The organism is Arthrobacter glacialis, assembly GCF_002909415.1.
GTDB classification, from domain to species: domain Bacteria; phylum Actinomycetota; class Actinomycetes; order Actinomycetales; family Micrococcaceae; genus Specibacter; species Specibacter glacialis.
Genome location: NZ_PPXB01000010.1, coordinates 103,132 through 119,414 on the forward strand (window position 1 = coordinate 103,132; position 16,283 = coordinate 119,414).

General features: G+C 60.8%; 15 protein-coding genes. 3 read left to right on the plus strand and 12 right to left on the minus strand.

Going from position 1 to position 16,283, the window contains the following annotated elements; genetic code table 11:
- Position 1 precedes the first annotated feature (1 nt).
- The 7 genes from CVS28_RS13230 to truB form a co-directional block, all read right to left on the minus strand.
- Positions 2-2,242, minus strand: a complete 2,241-nt coding sequence (locus tag CVS28_RS13230) for a polyribonucleotide nucleotidyltransferase (RefSeq protein WP_103466365.1) — start codon at positions 2,240-2,242, stop codon at positions 2-4.
- Between the two features lie 293 nt (positions 2,243-2,535).
- Positions 2,536-2,805, minus strand: coding sequence for a 30S ribosomal protein S15 (gene rpsO / locus CVS28_RS13235; protein ID WP_103466364.1), 270 nt, complete (start codon positions 2,803-2,805; stop codon positions 2,536-2,538).
- A 161-nt stretch (positions 2,806-2,966) separates the two neighbouring features.
- The gene (locus CVS28_RS13240) at positions 2,967-3,914 is read right to left on the minus strand and encodes a bifunctional riboflavin kinase/FAD synthetase (protein WP_103481820.1); all 948 of its coding nucleotides are present in this window, start codon (positions 3,912-3,914) and stop codon (positions 2,967-2,969) included.
- A gap of 72 nt (positions 3,915-3,986) precedes the next feature.
- Positions 3,987-5,201 carry a GNAT family N-acetyltransferase gene (locus tag CVS28_RS13245; RefSeq protein ID WP_165788155.1) on the minus strand — a complete coding sequence of 405 codons (1,215 nt, stop codon included), beginning with the start codon at positions 5,199-5,201 and terminating at the stop codon, positions 3,987-3,989.
- Positions 5,198-5,623 carry a hypothetical protein gene (locus CVS28_RS13250; protein ID WP_103466483.1) on the minus strand — a complete coding sequence of 142 codons (426 nt, stop codon included), beginning with the start codon at positions 5,621-5,623 and terminating at the stop codon, positions 5,198-5,200. The genes CVS28_RS13245 and CVS28_RS13250 overlap by 4 nt, the downstream gene beginning before the upstream one ends.
- Complete coding sequence (locus CVS28_RS13255; RefSeq protein ID WP_243399886.1) at positions 5,620-6,042, minus strand: hypothetical protein; 423 nt, start codon at positions 6,040-6,042, stop codon at positions 5,620-5,622. The genes CVS28_RS13250 and CVS28_RS13255 overlap by 4 nt, the downstream gene beginning before the upstream one ends.
- Entirely contained in the window at positions 6,039-7,004 is a 966-nt protein-coding gene (gene truB / locus CVS28_RS13260) for a tRNA pseudouridine(55) synthase TruB (protein ID WP_207797210.1), read from the minus strand. The genes CVS28_RS13255 and truB overlap by 4 nt, the downstream gene beginning before the upstream one ends.
- A 123-nt stretch (positions 7,005-7,127) precedes the next feature.
- Between truB and CVS28_RS13265 the strand changes: the two genes are divergently transcribed.
- The 3 genes from CVS28_RS13265 to CVS28_RS19755 all read left to right on the plus strand — a co-directional run bounded on the left by CVS28_RS13265 (position 7,128) and on the right by CVS28_RS19755 (position 10,137).
- A complete protein-coding gene (locus tag CVS28_RS13265; RefSeq protein WP_103466360.1) occupies positions 7,128-7,907 on the plus strand; it encodes a hypothetical protein in 780 nt (259 codons plus the stop codon).
- 80 nt (positions 7,908-7,987) lie between these two features.
- On the plus strand, positions 7,988-9,475 hold the full coding sequence (locus CVS28_RS13270; RefSeq protein ID WP_133159136.1) for a WXG100 family type VII secretion target: 1,488 nt from the start codon (positions 7,988-7,990) through the stop codon (positions 9,473-9,475).
- A gap of 92 nt (positions 9,476-9,567) precedes the next feature.
- Positions 9,568-10,137: a hypothetical protein gene (locus tag CVS28_RS19755; protein ID WP_165788156.1), complete on the plus strand. Its 570-nt coding sequence runs from the start codon at positions 9,568-9,570 to the stop codon at positions 10,135-10,137.
- A gap of 301 nt (positions 10,138-10,438) precedes the next feature.
- On the opposite strand, the gene rbfA is transcribed toward CVS28_RS19755, so the two are convergent.
- The 5 genes from rbfA to CVS28_RS13300 form a co-directional block, all read right to left on the minus strand.
- Positions 10,439-10,876: a 30S ribosome-binding factor RbfA gene (rbfA, locus tag CVS28_RS13280; RefSeq protein WP_103466357.1), complete on the minus strand. Its 438-nt coding sequence runs from the start codon at positions 10,874-10,876 to the stop codon at positions 10,439-10,441.
- 243 nt (positions 10,877-11,119) lie between these two features.
- Entirely contained in the window at positions 11,120-14,050 is a 2,931-nt protein-coding gene (gene infB, locus CVS28_RS13285; RefSeq protein ID WP_103481824.1) for a translation initiation factor IF-2, read from the minus strand.
- 188 nt (positions 14,051-14,238) lie between these two features.
- Positions 14,239-14,562: a YlxR family protein gene (locus tag CVS28_RS13290; protein WP_103481825.1), complete on the minus strand. Its 324-nt coding sequence runs from the start codon at positions 14,560-14,562 to the stop codon at positions 14,239-14,241.
- A gap of 86 nt (positions 14,563-14,648) precedes the next feature.
- The gene (gene nusA / locus CVS28_RS13295) at positions 14,649-15,620 is read right to left on the minus strand and encodes a transcription termination factor NusA (RefSeq protein ID WP_103466354.1); all 972 of its coding nucleotides are present in this window, start codon (positions 15,618-15,620) and stop codon (positions 14,649-14,651) included.
- Between the two features lie 2 nt (positions 15,621-15,622).
- On the minus strand, positions 15,623-16,267 hold the full coding sequence (locus CVS28_RS13300) for a ribosome maturation factor RimP (RefSeq protein ID WP_103466353.1): 645 nt from the start codon (positions 16,265-16,267) through the stop codon (positions 15,623-15,625).
- Positions 16,268-16,283: the final 16 nt, after the last annotated feature.

The window sequence follows — 16,283 nt, forward strand, 5'->3', positions numbered from 1 at the left end:
ATTACTCAGCAGCGCCTTCAGTAACGGCCTCTTCGGAAGCGTTCTCTTCATCGGCAACTACCGGTGAGAGGGACAGCTTGCCGCGGTCGTCAATCTTGGTGATTTCAACCTGGATCTTCTGACCCACGGCAACAACATCATCAACGTTGTCTACGCGCTTGCCATTGGCCAGCTTGCGCAGCTCGGAGATGTGCAGCAGACCATCCTTGCCCGGCGTGAGCGAAATGAACGCGCCAAACGTGGTGGTCTTAACAACTGTGCCCAGGTAACGCTCGCCAATTTCAGGAATCTGAGGGTTGGCGATGGCGTTGATCGCTGAACGAGCGGCGTCAGCTGACGGACCGTTCGTTGCACCGATGTAAACCGTGCCGTCATCTTCAATGGAGATGTCAGCGCCGGTGTCTTCCTGGATCTGGTTGATCATCTTGCCCTTCGGGCCGATGACCTCGCCGATCTTATCCACGGGGATCTTCACGGCGATGACGCGGGGAGCGAACTCGGAGAGCTCGTCCGGAACGTCAATGGCGCTGGTCAGAACGCTGAGGATGTGCAGGCGGGCTTCGCGGGCCTGCTTCAGTGCAGCAGCCAAAACGGAGGCCGGGATGCCGTCGAGCTTGGTGTCCAGCTGGATGGCTGTGACGAACTCTGCGGTACCTGCAACCTTGAAGTCCATGTCGCCGAAAGCATCTTCGGCGCCGAGGATATCGGTCAAAGCGGCGTAGCGGGTCTGGCCGTCAACCTGGTCGGAGACCAAGCCCATGGCGATACCTGCGACGGGAGCCTTCAACGGCACACCGGCGTTGAGCAGCGACAGGGTCGATGCACAAACTGAGCCCATGGACGTTGAGCCGTTGGAGCTCAAGGCCTCGGAGACCTGGCGGATGGCGTAGGGGAATTCTTCACGCGTCGGCAGAACGGGCACGAGTGCACGCTCAGCCAGGGCACCGTGACCGATTTCGCGGCGCTTGGGCGAGCCCACGCGGCCGGTTTCACCGGTGGAGTACGGCGGGAAGTTGTAGTTGTGCATGTAGCGCTTGCGCGTTACCGGGCTCAACGAGTCAATCTGCTGTTCCATCTTGAGCATGTTCAACGTGGTGACACCCAGGATCTGGGTCTCGCCGCGTTCGAAGATGGCCGAACCGTGCACGCGGGGCAGAACTTCAACCTCGGCGGTGAGCTGGCGGATGTCCGTCAGGCCACGGCCGTCGATGCGGATCTGCTCGGTGAGGATGCGCTGGCGGATGACGTGCTTGGTCACGGAACGGAAAGCTGCGGAGAGTTCCTTCTCGCGTCCTGCGAAGTCGGACGCCAAAGCGGCAATGGTCTCATCCTTCAAGGCGTCGGAGGCGTTGTCGCGCTCCTGCTTGTCGGCGATGGTGAACACGGCTGCCAGCTTGGTAGCTGATGCCTGCTCGACGGCGGCGTAAGCGTCATCTTCGTAGTCAAGGAAGACGGGGAACTCAACGGTGGGCTTGGCTGCGCGTGCTGCCAAGTCTGCCTGAGCGTCACAGAGTGCCTTGATGAACGGCTTTGCAGCCTCCAAGCCCTCGGAAACAACCTCTTCGGTGGGGGCCTGGTGGCCCTGTTCCTTGATGAGCTTCCAGGAGTTGTCGGTCGCTTCGGCTTCAACCATCATGATGGCAACGTCGTCACCGGCAACCTTGCCGGCAACCACCATGTTGAACACGGCGTTTTCCAGCTCGGAGTGCTTCGGGAAGGCAACCCACTGGGGGCCCTGGCCGTCGTCGATCAAGGCAACGCGAACGCCGCCGATGGGGCCGGAGAACGGCAAACCGGAGAGCTGTGTTGACATGGAGGAAGCGTTGATCGCGACCACGTCGTACAGAACGTCCGGGTTGATGGCCAGAACCGTGACAACGATCTGGACTTCGTTGCGCAGACCCTTCACGAAGGCCGGGCGCAACGGGCGGTCCATCAAACGGCAAGCCAGGATGGCCTCGGTTGAGGGGCGGCCTTCGCGGCGGAAGAAGCTGCCCGGGATGCGGCCGGCGGCGTACATGCGCTCTTCCACATCAACCGTCAGCGGGAAGAAGTCGAAGCCTTCACGGGGGTGCTTGCCAGCCGTGGTGGCGGACAGCAACACTGTGTCTTCGTCAATGTAAACCATTGCGGCGCCGGCGGCTTGCTGGGCAAGGCGTCCGGTTTCGAAGCGGATAACGCGCTTGCCGTAACGGCCGTTGTCAATAACGGCCTCTGCGTACTGAATCTCGGGACCCTCCATAGAGAGTCACCTCCATTTCTGTGTAGGTGTTGTAAACACTTACGCCAAGTAACCAACCGGTACCATCCCAGACACTCCACCGGGTAAAGCTGTGAAGGGCTGTACAACACCCGGTCTTCGATCGAGGCCCACGGGCGTGCAGCGAATGATCGCTGCGTCCCGGAGGCCACTACCGAGGACCGCGAATGCGCGGTGTCCGGTTGGCAACTTGTGTAAGTTTCGTGCAACCGCGGTCACGGTCAACACTAGGATAGGCGGCCTCCCCTTGCGGGGAGGCCGCCTATCGTCTCATGCTAGCGACGCAGGCCGAGGCGCTCGATGAGCGTACGGTAGCGGGCGATGTCGGTGTCCTTGAGGTAGCCAAGCAGGCGACGACGACGACCAACCAGGCCCATGAGGCCGCGGCGGGTGTGGTGATCGTGCTTGTGCATCTTCAGGTGCTCGGTCAGGTCAGCGATGCGTCGTGAGAGCATTGCCACCTGAACCTCGGGCGAACCAGTGTCGCCTTCGCTAGTTGCGAAAGCCTGCATGATTTCTTGCTTTACAGCGGCGTCTAATGCCACAAGTAACTCCTTGAATGTGCCGTGAACATGTTGAGCTGTGCATTGACACAATTCCTTGGTCAAACACAGTGGAATCCAGCCACCACGGACTGCAGCCGGACTCTATGCCTTAGTTTAGTGCAGAAGTCACTGTTAGTCGAAGCGAAGTGAGCAATGGCTCTTTAGTGTTCGCGAAGAATTTCCCGGCTGTCGAGCACATCCTGGTGCATCTGCTCAATCAACGCTTCCGGGCCTGTGTAGGCCACCATGCCGCGCAGCCGCTGCACGAATTCCACCACAACATGCTGCCCGTAGAGGTCAAAGGCTTCAACAGGCTCCGCCGGCCTGTCCAGCACGTAGGCCTCAACCTGCCGGTTGACACCCACAAAGGTGGGGTTGGAGCCAACGGAGATGGCGGCGGGCCAGCGGTGCTGATCGGCGTCAACCAACCAGCCGGCGTACACGCCGTCGGCCGGGATGATCCCGCACGCATCGGGCGACAAGTTGGCTGTGGGGAAACCCAGCTCGCGGCCACGCGCGGCGCCGTGCACCACTTCCCCGCTCATGGAGTGCCGACGGCCCAGGACTTGTGCCGCCGTGTCAACGTCGCCCTTGCCCAGCGCCTCGCGCACCCAGGTGGAGGACCAGCGGCGGTCGTGGCCTTCGTCATCGACCACCACGACGTCGAAGCCCAGCTCCGCGCCCAGGCCCACCATGGTGTTCAGATCCCCCGTGTTGCCCCTGCCAAAGCGGACATCGTGGCCCACCACGACGGCGCAGGCACCCAGTGCGTCGACAAACACGCTTTTGACGAACTCCTCGGGGCTCTGCTGGGCGAACTCCAGGCTGTAGGGCATGACCAGCACGCCGTCCAGGCCCAAATCACCCATGGCAACCATCTTGTCCGCCAGGCCCATGATTTGTGCCGGCGCCGATTCAGGCCTGTGAATCAGTGCCGGATGGGGGTCAAAGGTCAGCGCAACCGAACGGGCGTTGCGCGCGGCGGCTTCGGCCCGGACCTGGGCCAGGACCTCCTGGTGCCCGCGGTGCAGCCCATCAAAGTTCCCCAGGGTGACCACACAGGGGCCAAAATCCTGGGGAACCTCATTCAATGAGTTCCAAATCTGCACTACTTTTCCTCATCCACTAAGTTCATGACCAAACGGGCATTCATGCCCTAAGTCCCCAATACCGCTTCCAGATTACCTGCTGACAGGCCCCGGGCCTGTCCAGGGATGTTGGGGAGTCTGGGGATCGGTTGCTGCCAGTGAAAGCACCCATCGGTCCGCCGGTGTGCCGCGGTCGTTGTAGTCCCCGCGAATTTCGCCGTCAAAGGTGAATCCGAGTTTCCATGCCAGCTTCCGGCTTCCCCAGTTGGGCGCCAAGGCATGCCAATGCACATAGCTGAGGTTGAGCTGGTTGAACGCGTAGTCCAGCAGCAGGCGGACGGACGCTTCCGCTGCTCCCGTGCCCCGGGCGTGGGGCCCGAAGTTGATGCCAATGCTGGCGGCACCCGGATTTTTGCACTGCAGGTCCACCGTGCCAAGAAGGCCGTCCGTGGCTGGTTCCACCACCGCAAAGGTCAGGGTTTCCCCTGAGGCCCAGCCCTGTGGGGTGAGGGTGTTGATGAAGAACTCCGCGTGCTCCATGGTGTAATTCAGCGGCACGGTGGTCCAGCGTACGGAATCTTCGTTGATGCAGTTTTCCACCAATTGCGTGGCATCAGCCATGGTCAGCGCCCGCAGCACCACGGCGTCGTTACGGAGGACGGGAACCACTGGGGCAATCTCCACGGCGGCTTTTTCAGGCTCGGCAGCGCCTTGGTCCCTGGCCTGGAATTGACGCAGGCTTTGGCTGAACACCATGCCGTCGGCAACCTGTGCGTCTTGGTGGCCGTAGCCGGGAATCTCGGCGGCCAGGACAAATCCGCAGCGTTTGGCCAGGGAATTGCTTCCGGCGTTGGCGCTGGTGGTGCGCCAGTGGAGAATTTCCAGACCCAGGTTGCCGAAGGCGTAGCCGCACAACAGTTCGATGGCCCGTTGTGCGCTGCCCGTCCCACGGCCGGCCGGGAGCATCTTGATGCCAACGCTGGCGGAGCCGCCGCGGGAGGTTGAAAAGATCTCGTGCAGGCTCAGGGTGCCGACTATATCGCCGGCACTACCATCGGTGCCCAAGCGCGTATCCACGATGGCGAAGCGGAGATCGCTGCCTGCATGCCAGCCGGCGGCGATGGATCCGGTGATGAACTCGGCGGCACGGGCTCGGCTCATGGTGGCGTCGGAGGCTGTCCAGGTCACGTTCAAGGGGTCGTGGTGGATGGCTGCAAAAGCCTGCGCATCCTCCACGGTGAAACGACGCAGCGTGGTGAAGCCGTCGGAGAGGACCGGGCTGGGCACAGTGTGTTCCAAAACCCTCACTTGGCTTCCCTGTGACGGTACAGCCAAATCAAACCAATGATGGGCAGCAGCAGCGGAATGTAGCCGTAGCCCTGGCCAAACTTGCTCCATACGCTAGCGTGCTGGAATGCGGCCGGATCAACCAGGCTCAAGGCCCCCACCACCAGGACGCCGAGAAGTTCGATGCAGATGGCAACTGTGGCAACCGTGGCCCATTTCGCGCCCGGCTTGGCCAGCGAGACGGTTGCCACGATATAAACGATCGCGGCGAAGGCGGAAAGGGTGTAGGCCACGGGGGCTTCGTCAAACTTTGTGGCGATCTGAAGGAGCGCCCGGGCCGTGGCCGAGATGGCAAACACACCATAGACCGTGATCAGCAGCCGACCGGGGCCCGATGTTCGCCCCGTTGGTGTTTCCTTTTTGGCTGTGTTGGGAGTGCTCATATTCCAAGTCCTTGCTGAAGTGATTCCAGTGCCGGCGCGGCTTGTGCGGAGAGGCCCGTGCCATACCAAATCTGTGCCATTCGGGCCAGCATGACAACCACTGTGACGCCCACTGCGCTCATGACGTAGTTCGACCAGTGCGTGCGTTCCATCATGGCCCAGTAGAAACCGGCCACGGGCAGCGCCGCCGCGGTGAACATGTAGCCCCAAAATTCCCAGGGCTCCCCTGCAAGAGGTTCCCCATTTGCCAGCCGAATGATCGAACCGATGGCGTAGGCCACGATGAAAAGTTCGACGGCGATCAACGCCAGAAGCGTGACGTCGTTGGGTTTCTTTTTCATCACCGCCGCAACGACACAAACAACGGTGGAGGTCAACCCAACGATGGCGCCAATAATAAACCAGGCGTCAAGGATCACTGGCTTGGCCCCTCGGTGACGACAGCGGTTTTAGCTTCGGGGTCCGGCGGGAAAACCAGCACAGGCTTGGCATGCTTGCCGGCGTCGGCCAGCAGTGCCACGAGGGTTCCATCAGGCGCAAAAGCTGCTGCCGGCGCGTCAACTGTGTGGGTGCCTTCGGGGCTGGCCGGAATGCGGCGCCCGAAGGAAAGCTCATTTGCTTCGGCGGCGGTCAGCTCGCGCACCGGCATGAGCGCGCGGGCCGCGTCGGCAATGTCGAGAATTTCCAGATTTTCGGCCAATTCTTCAAGAGTGCGGGCACGGTCAAGAGTGTACGGCCCAACGGCGCTGCGGCGCAGGGCGGTGAGGTGACCACCAACGCCCAGATCGGCGCCTAGGTCCCGGGCCAGCGCGCGGATGTACGTGCCGGAAGAACAGCGCACGGTGACGTCAATGTCGACGTAGCTTACGCCGTCGCGCGTGGAAGCGTCCGTGGCAACAGCTGTAACTCCATGGCGGATGGCCAGGACGTCAAAGGTGTGAATGGTGACCGGCCTGGAGGCGAGCTTGACGTCTTCGCCGGCGCGCACCCTGGCGTAGGCGCGTTCACCGTTGACCTTGATGGCGCTGACGCTGCTGGGAACCTGCGAAATGGGGCCGCGGAGTTTCGCAATGCCGGCTTCGATGGCCTCATCGGTGACTGCCGCCGTGGAGGAGGTCCCGGTGACATCGCCCTCGGCGTCGTCCGTGATGGTGGTGGCACCCAGGCGGATCGTGGCCTCGTAGGTTTTGGAGGTGCCCACGATGTAGGTCAGCAGGCGGGTGGCCTTGTTGATGCCCACCACCAAAACTCCCGTGGCCATGGGGTCCAAGGTGCCGGCGTGGCCCACTTTTCGGGTCCCCGCCAGCCTTCGCATCCGACCCACCACGTCATGGCTGGTCCATCCCTGCGGTTTGTCTACAATTACCAGTCCAGAAAGCACGCTTTGAAGTATATCCGCACCCGGGCATGGCCCATGGTGACTTGTCCCCATGGCCGACTCCGGCCACCCTGGTTACGCTATTGAAAGTAGTAATTGTGCGGCCACCCTTTGAGACGGAGAATCATGAACACCCCAGCTTCCAACAGCTACAAGCGATCGTTGACAGCACTCGGCGCCGGCGCAGCGGTGCTGATCGCCTTGACCGGGTGCTTGCCCGGCGCGGCCGCACCCAAGGATGCCCCGAAATCAGCAGCAACCCAGAGCGCGACGCCTGCTGACAGCAAATCCGCAACAGGTGGCGCCCGGGGCGGAAGCGAATCCACCATGGCGGCCACTGAGGAATCTACGCCTGCCGCGGCGGCACCTGCAGCTGCCGGCACATTGACGGCCCCGGGGACCAAATTGAAGTTTGGCCAGGTTGCCAACACGCACAGCAACAGCGGAGAACGCGATACACCCAAGTACAAGGAATCCACACACGAGACCAACGTCACCAAAATTGTGGCAGGCAGCGAAGCCGATCTTGCCGACTTCAAGGACGCCGCCAAGTTTGCCGGCCAGGTGCCCTACTACGTCTACACGGACGTCAAGTTGACCTCACTGAGCAGCCCCTCGGCTGGAATTGGTGATCCCCGGATCAGCGCCCAGCTTAAGGACGGCACCGACGCGCAAAAGCTCATTGTTTTCGGCACCATGGACGATTGCAAGAGCGACAGCTTTGAAACAACTGGCGAGGATGACGCCTTCACCTACGTCGTAGGCTCCAGCAAAACTATGTGCACGGTGTTCCTGGCACCCAAGGGTGACGCCATTACGACCGCCAGCTACGATGACTCGAACTACAATTACGTCAAGTACGGCGACAACCCCTACCGGGACAACCCGATCATCTGGGGCAACTGACCTTCTGTTTTCCTGCAAGCACCTCTCCGTCCCGCGGGGAGGTGCTTGAGGCACCAGCCTCAACCCGTTAGGCGGAACTTTTGTCCGGTACATTTTATGGCGCTGACGTGGCGGAACTGCGCGGTTTTGCCCAAGACCTCTCAGCGTGCTCGAAGCGTCTGACGACGATTTCTTCCTCTCTGGGCAGCGCACTGGCGGCATTGCAATGGAAGGGCCAGGACAGCGATCGTTTCCGCCGGGACTGGAGCACATCCCACTTAAAGAGCATTCGTAGCGTTAGTGCCGAGCTGGAGACGGCGGCGCAAATGCTGCTGCGCAATGCCGACGAGCAGCACCAGGCCAGCTCAGCGGCATCCCTAGACACCGGCGGCAGTTCAATGACTGCCACCGCAAGTGGCACTCCGGGAGCAGACTTGGAAAACAAGCTGGCCGGGATGAGCGCGGAAGAGATTCAGAAGTATCTGAGCTCCGAAGAGTTTGAGAAGTGGGTGCGTGCGACCCAGGCCAATGCTGACGCCGCGAAGACCGTGCTGGACAAACTCGCAGACTCCGGCCAGTTTGCATCGCTCCGCCTCACTGACAAGCCCAACGGCTACGGCAAATTCTTGGAGCAGTATTGGGCGGAATCAGCCATGCGCCAAGCCGGGATTGATCCAGCACACTGGGACCCTGCGAAAGGCGTTGACTACAATCGCGAAGACATCTACAAGGTCTACGCGTTTTATGCAGAGCTCTACAAGAACGATCCCCGCATGGAATGGATCGGCATGGCCAACCAAGTGGGCCCCACCTTCATTGCCGGCTTTGAAGATCTTGCCGTGCTGCACAAGATGGCCGATGCCGGGCAGGACGCAAGCGAGTTCCTTGCGGACATGGATCCCGCGCGATACGCGGCGTTGCAAAGCTTGATGAACTTGGGCGCTGAAGATTTGGCTTACTACGAGACAACTTTCCTGTCGATGCAAAAACAAATCTTCACCGATATTGGCTCACAACACTTTGCCTTTCAACAGGGCGGCCTCGCCGAAATTGAACGAATGCGGGCTGCCGGGCTTGTCACGGATCCCATGGATCAAGCGTGGCGCAATATTGATTCGGTGCCGCAGTACTCAAATCCACAGGACTATCACGGTCTGACAACAACCCAGAAGCAACTTCTGCACAAGGCTTCCTACAACATTGCTGACCGAGAGCAGAACTTTGTCATTGCTGACGACTACGACAACATCAGGGACCGGCCCTCGGGTGTTGCCTTTACCGAGGCCATGACGGTTCTGGGCAAACCGAGCATTGTGGGCGCCGACTCCTACTATGAGCAGTTCCCGGCAGCAGATCCATACCTTGACTTTGGCAGGATCCCGCCCCTTGGCGTGGATGTCCACCACGGTAACATCTCCGTGCGGGAAGACCGATGGGCATTGATTGACCAGGACACCCTGGGAGCTTACGAGGATTGGCTGCACGGCCGGGACAACCCCTATGGTGAGATGGTGAAGCCTATGCCTGAGCGAGTAGACGAGTACCGTATGGTACCCAAACCAGTCCGTGATCTTCTGGGGGCACCATGAAGCGAAGTCTAAGTGCAGCGATACTTGCAGTGGTCCTCTTGGGCGGCTGTTCCCTGCTTCCAACCTCACCTGCATCCAAGGAGCCCTCCGTCGTGGTCAATGGCAATTCACAGTTCACCCCCGAGGGGATCAAAGACATCAAGAGCAGTAGGCAGGCCAACTTTGACGTCTCCGAACGCCCGCTGGCCATGTCTGCCCTTGGTTTTAGCGAAGGATCGGATGGAATCCTGATCGCAACGGATTCGGAGAAGAAGATCGATGTCAGCATCACAACACCCCATGGCGTGGTCACCATGACCACCGACACCATCCGGGTCCGGCCCGGAGTTCCAACGGAATATGTTGACCGCATAGACATCTTTTACAACTTCCCGGATGCGCAGGACGCCAATGCCGAGATTGACCGTGCCAAAAATGAGTTGGGGTTCCGTGCCCTGGACGAATTCTCAGGCATTGGGCCTGAGTTCAAGGATGGTTCCGGAAAATCGAGCTGGAACCCTGGCCTGGGCAACAAAACAGGGACAGCGTTTTCAGTGGAGGCCATCGCAAACCACACCACCGGCAGCTTGACCTGGATTTACTCCATTCAGCTTGAGGACAAATATTACACGCCGGAGGCTGAGGCAGGCATCGCCGCAACCGGCAACTTTGACCGCTACTAACCACTCACCGGAACGCCCCCAGGCCGTCATAGCTGTGAACCCCACGCACTGCCGTAGCGCGCCTCGTTCAGGAACGAGAAGGGTCCTTTGAGGCCGGTGGACCCGCTCACGCAAGGCGAGTTCCTCGCTGCTCAGCAGGGAGTCGAAAGAGATCGGGTCCACGGGATCAACGGCCCGAACATTTCGGTGTCCGTCGTGAAGTCAACGCCATGCCCACCCCTTGCGGGGAAAATACGAACGCCGGGCCTGTCACCAACATGGAGTTGGTGACAGGCCCGGCGTCGTTTCTTGAAGAAAGAGCTTACGCCTCTTCGGCGTCGTCTTCGTCCTTCTTGTAAGGATCTGCATCGCCGGCGAACTCGGCGTTGGCCGAGATTTCTGCCAGCTTGGCGTCGCGTTCCTTGGCTACCCGCAGGAGCGCTTCCAGGTTCGAGGCGTTCTCCGGAATGACGTCGGCAACGAACTCCAGGGTGGGCGTCAGGCGCACAGTGATGTTCTTGCCAACCTCGGCACGCAGAACACCCTTGGCACGTTCCAGTCCAATCTTGGCCTCCGACTGGGCAGTCTCGTCGCCAAATACTGTGTAGTAAACGGTGGCGTGCTGCAAGTCATTGGTGACGCGGGCGTCAGTGACTGTAAGACCTTCAACGCGCGGGTCCTTGACCCGGCGACGGAGAGCCTCAGCCACCACAACTTTAATGCGCTGAGCCAATTTGGCGGCGCGGGCTGAATCAGCCATGAAAAACTCCTAAAGAATAAAGGGACCGTCGACGGCGGATGGTGCGCATCAGTCGAGTCCAGGTTCGTTCCGCGAGACTAAAGCGAGTCTACGCCGACGCCGCCCCCGGGCTGCGAAGCCGATGGGGGCCCGGGAGTGGCATCGGGCGCCTGTAGCGACACACCGACGAAGTCGTGTGTGGCGCAAAGCGGGCGGGGCCCCCATCGGCGTAGCAGACGGGGGCCCCACTCGGTTGAGATCGTATTAGACGCGCGGCTTTTCGCGCATCTCGAACGTCTCGATGATGTCTTCGGCCTGCAGGTCGTTGAACGAACCCAAACCGATACCACACTCGAAGTCCGTACGGACTTCAGTGGCGTCATCCTTGAAGCGCTTGAGCGAGTCAACAGTGAGGTTTTCACCGATGATCTTGCCGCCACGGAGCACGCGTGCCTTGGAGTTACGGCGGATGGTTCCGGAGCGAACAATGGAACCAGCAATGTTGCCGTGCTTCGAGGAGCGGAATACTTCGCGGATCTCAGCGGTACCGAGCTGAACTTCCTCGTACTCAGGCTTGAGCATGCCCTTAAGAGCCAGCTCAATGTCATCAATGGCGCCATAGATGACCGAGTAGAAGCGCATGTCAACGCCTTCGCGGTCAGCCAGTTCGGCAACACGCTCGGCCGGCTTGACGTTGAAGCCGATGATGATCGCGTTGTCCACTGTTGCCAGGTTGACGTCGTTCTGGGTGATCGCACCAACACCGCGGTGGATGACGCGCAGCTGCACGCCTTCGCCAACATCGATCTTGAGCAAGGAGTCTTCCAGGGCCTCAACAGCACCGGAAACGTCACCCTTGAGGATGAGGTTAAGTGTGTCAACCTTGCCGTCAGCAACTGCCTGGTCGAAGTCTTCCAGGCTGATGCGCTTGCGGCGCTTGGCCAGTGCGGCGTTACGGTCAGCTGCCTCACGCTTTTCAGCGATCTGGCGGGCTGTACGCTCGTCGCCGGTAACGAAGAACGTGTCACCTGCACGGGGAACGTTGGACAGACCCAGAACCTGAACCGGACGCGAAGGACCGGCCTCGGAGATGACGTCACCGTTCTCATCAAACATGGCACGAACACGGCCGTGGGCAGTACCAGCAACGATGGTGTCACCAACGTGCAAGGTACCCGACTGCACCAGAACGGTGGCCACGGAACCGCGGCCCTTGTCCAGGTTCGCTTCGATGGCAATACCGCGGGCATCCTTGTTCGGGTTGGCGCGCATATCCAAGGCAGCATCAGCGGTCAACAGCACAGCTTCGAGGAGTTCCTCGATGTTGATGTTGTTGCGTGCTGAAACGTCCACGAACATGGTGTCGCCACCGTATTCTTCGGGAACCAGACCGTATTCGGTCAGCTGGCCACGGATCTTCTCCGGGTTAGCTGAGTCCTTGTCAATCTTGTTCACTGCAACCACGATCGGCACGTTAGCTGCCTGGGCGTGGTTGAGCGCCTCAATGGTCTGCGGCATGACGCCATCATCAGCGGCAACCACCAAGATGGCGATGTCGGTGACCTTGGCACCACGGGCACGCATGGCGGTGAACGCCTCGTGACCGGGTGTATCGATGAAGGTGATGCGGCGTTCGGTACCCTCGTGCTCGTGCACGATCTGGTACGCACCGATGTGCTGGGTGATGCCACCGTGCTCGTCAGCAACAACATCCGACTTGCGGATGGCGTCCAACAGGCGCGTCTTACCATGGTCAACGTGACCCATGACCGTGACAACGGGGGGACGAACCTCAAGGTCCTCGTCACCCTCAGCTTCAAGCTCGGCATCGAAGTCGATGTCGAAGCTGCTCAGCAGCTCACGCTCTTCATCCTCAGGGGAAACAACCTGGACCTTGTAGCCCAGCTCGGCACCCAAGAGTGCGAAGGTGTCTTCATCCAAGGACTGAGTGGCGGTAGCCATTTCACCCAAGTGGAAGAGCACTGTCACCAATGCTGCCGGGTTTGCCTCAATCTTGTCGGCAAAGTCCGAGATGGACGCGCCACGACGCAAACGAATAACTGTGCTGCCGTCTCCACGGGGTACGCTCACGCCGCCCAGTGAAGGAGCACTCATCTGCTCTAGTTCTTGACGCTTGGCACGCTTCGACTTGCGCTGCTTGCCACGGCCTGCGCCGCCCTTACCGAAAGCACCCTGGGTACCACCGCGACCGCGGCCACCCTTGCCGAAGCCACCACCGGCGGGAGCGCCGCCAGCGGGAGCGCCACCGGGTGTAGCACCGGGAGCGCCCGGACGACCGCGGCCCGGAGCGCCGGGACGGTCAGTTCCGCGACCGGGCGCAGCGGGGCGCTCGGTGCGGTTGGGCATCATGCCGGGAGTGGGACGGGCACCGCCGGGACGCGGAGCGCCACCTGCGGGACGGGGTCCACCGGCTCCGGGAGCGCCAGCCGGACGGGGAGCACCCGGACGGGGGCCGCCAGCGCCAGCTGCGGGGCGGGGTCCACCGGGACGGGGTCCACCAGTGCCGGCTTCGGCATTGCGCGGAGTTCCCGGACGGGGCATGCCCTGAGACGGAGCGAACGGGTTGTTACCGGGGCGAGGAGCCCCGGCACCTGCCGGACGCGGCGCACGGTTGTCGCCGCCACGGGTGTCGCTGCGGTTCTCATTGCGGTTTTCCGTACGCTCCGGGCGGCCTGAACGCGGCATGCCCTGAGAAGTAGCGAAGGGGTTGTTGCCGGGGCGGGGGGCTCCGGGTGTCTGTGCCTTCGGAGCCGGGGCAGCCGCTGCTGCGGGAGCAGCCGGAGCTGCCTCTGCAACAGGTGCGGCTGGAGCGGGTGCGGCCGGGGCTGCGGGTGCCGGGGCAGGCTTGAAGCCGGGCTTGGCGCCCGGAGTAGCTGCCTTGGGACCAGGAACAACAGCACTAGGTGCAGCCGGTGCGGCTGCTGCGGGCGCTGCCGGAGCCTTGGCCGCTGGTGCGGCCGGTGCTGCGGGGGCGGCCGGAGCTGCTGCTTCGGGCTTGGACTCGGCAGCCTTGACTGCCAGAGGGAATGCGTCGCGAAGTTTCTTCACAACGGGGGCCTCAATGGTGGAGGATGCTGAACGAACGAATTCGCCCAACTCCTGCAGTTTACTTACTGCTTCTTTTGAGGTGATACCGAGCTCTTTTGCAAGCTCGTGGACGCGGGCCTTGGCCACATTTCTCCTGTCTCGGCCCGCACCGGACAGGTACGAACCGCTTAATTCTTACTGCACCATTCCATGCCGGAATGGGCGGCGTGAGAGCACGTGAAATTGCTCATTGTTGGGCACTCATCGCTGGGTACTCATCGGGTTTCCATCGGTTTTCTGACCCGCTTTCACATAGGGACAAATAGGTTCGTAATTTACGTGGGTTCGCCTTGTTCAAGACTGTTTTGCGCAAAGCTCTCAACCTCGCTGATGGCGGTGACCCCCGGAAGGGCCCTGCCAATGGCGCGGCGTTTGATAGCCAGTTTCCAACAATCCGGGTGGGGGTGCAGCCACGCTCCCCTGCCAGGCATACGACGCAATACATCAACCAACGCTTCCAGTTCCCCGGAACTGTTGGTTGAACGCACTACCCGTACTAGTTGCAACCGGTCTGCTTTTTTCCTGCACCCAATACATGTCCGTACAGCCTGGTTGGCATCGGCAGTTTCAAATTCTTCTGCAACTGCGTTCTTTGCCAACTGTGCTGTACCTTCAAGTGTTTTTGGGCATCAGGGCATTTGCAGGCCCGGTTCGTCTTATTCTACCGCGCCGTTTGGCCGCAGGCCTAAACAGCCGCGGCGTCGGAGACGATGTCGATGCGCCAGCCGGTGAGCTTGGCTGCCAGTCGGGCGTTCTGCCCTTCCTTGCCAATGGCCAAAGACAGCTGATAATCAGGGACGACAACGCGGGCGGAGCGCAGACCCTCGTCAATGATGGTGACTGAAATCACCTTCGACGGGGAGAGGGAGTTGGCGATGAAAGTGGCCGGATCGGCGCTGAAATCAACAATGTCAATCTTCTCATCGTTGAGTTCGGTCATGACGGCGCGGACACGCGAGCCCATCTCACCGATGCAGGAACCCTTGGCATTGACGCCGAGCTTGTTGGCCTGCACGGCAATCTTGCTGCGGTGGCCGGCTTCCCGGGCCAGGGCAACGATTTCCACGGTGCCGTCAGCAATTTCCGGAACTTCCATCTCGAAAAGCTTGCGCACCAGGCCCGGATGTGAACGTGACAAGGTGATGGAGGGGCCCTTGAGTCCGCGGTGGACGTCCACCACGAACGCACGGATGCGGGTGCCGTGGCGGTAGTCCTCGCCAGGTACCTGCTCGTTGGGGGGCAGAACGCCTTCAACAGCGCCCAGGTGAACCTGAATCATGTTGGGGTTGTTGCCTTGCTGAATCTGACCGGCAACCAGCTCGCCTTCCTTGCCACGGAACTCGCCCAGGACGTTGTCATCTTCAACGTCGCGCAGTCGCTGCAAGATGATCTGGCGTGCCGTGCTGGCGGCAATGCGACCAAAACCTTTGGGGGTGTCGTCAAACTCACCGACGGGCTGGTCGTCGTCGTCGAGCTCGGCAGCCCAGATGGTGACATGGCCGCTCTTACGGTCAAGCTCCGCACGGGCCATCTCATGGCATCCCGGGGACTTGTGGTAGGCCATCAGCAGCGCCTGCTCAATGGTGGGGATGAGCAAATCCAAGGGGATTTCTCGTTGACGCTCCAACTCGCGAAGTGCGCTCATATCTATGTCCATGGTCAGTTTCCCTCTCCATCGACTGCGTTGCCGCCAGTCGGTTCAAATTCCAAATCGAGCTCGGCCTCTTCCAGGCGAGCAAATTCCAGCTCAACAACACCACGTCGAATGGCTGTAAACAAGACTTTTTCGACTTCGCCTTGCTTTGCCTTCATACCCTTTTTTACCGGCAGTTCGGGCTTGAAGAGCACACCGTCGTCATCCACAGCCAGGATCCGGCCCATAAAGTTTTCCCGATCGGCCGCATTAACTTTGGCCATGCGGCCCAAGGCTCGTCGCCAGTGCCGCGGTTCAGTCAAGGGTCGGGTGGCCCCGGGCGAGGAGATTTCAAGGTCGTAGGCGCGTCCGTCGTCGTAAGGATCAGCATCCATCACCTCGGAGAGCTCTCGGGAAATGGCTGAAATGGCGTCCATTCCAACGCCGCCGGAGGCATCCTCGGGCAGGTCCACAACCACCGAAACGGTGCGGTGGGATCCGGCCAGGTGAACTTTTACTTCTTCCAAGTAAAGGTCCGCTGCAGTCACTGTGGGGGCTAGGAGTTCGTGGAGTCTTTGCGCCTCCGCCACAGTGTCTAGGGCTGCATGTGGGTGCGCTGAGTGTGAGTGCTCTGAGCGTGCGGCCGATTTGGGCCTATCTGGCTTGGTCATTGGACGCACGCCTCCC

Bases quoted from the DNA above. Each gene is read 5' to 3' on its own strand.
- CVS28_RS13230 (WP_103466365.1), bottom strand. From the start codon at position 2,242: ATGGAGGGTCCCGAGATTCAGTACGCAGAGGCCGTTATTGACAACGGC.
- CVS28_RS13250 (WP_103466483.1), bottom strand. From the start codon at position 5,623: ATGAGCACTCCCAACACAGCCAAAAAGGAAACACCAACGGGGCGAACA.
- CVS28_RS13265 (WP_103466360.1), top strand. From the start codon at position 7,128: ATGAACACCCCAGCTTCCAACAGCTACAAGCGATCGTTGACAGCACTC.
- rbfA (WP_103466357.1), bottom strand. From the start codon at position 10,876: ATGGCTGATTCAGCCCGCGCCGCCAAATTGGCTCAGCGCATTAAAGTT.
- nusA (WP_103466354.1), bottom strand. From the start codon at position 15,620: ATGGACATAGATATGAGCGCACTTCGCGAGTTGGAGCGTCAACGAGAA.
- CVS28_RS13300 (WP_103466353.1), bottom strand. From the start codon at position 16,267: ATGACCAAGCCAGATAGGCCCAAATCGGCCGCACGCTCAGAGCACTCA.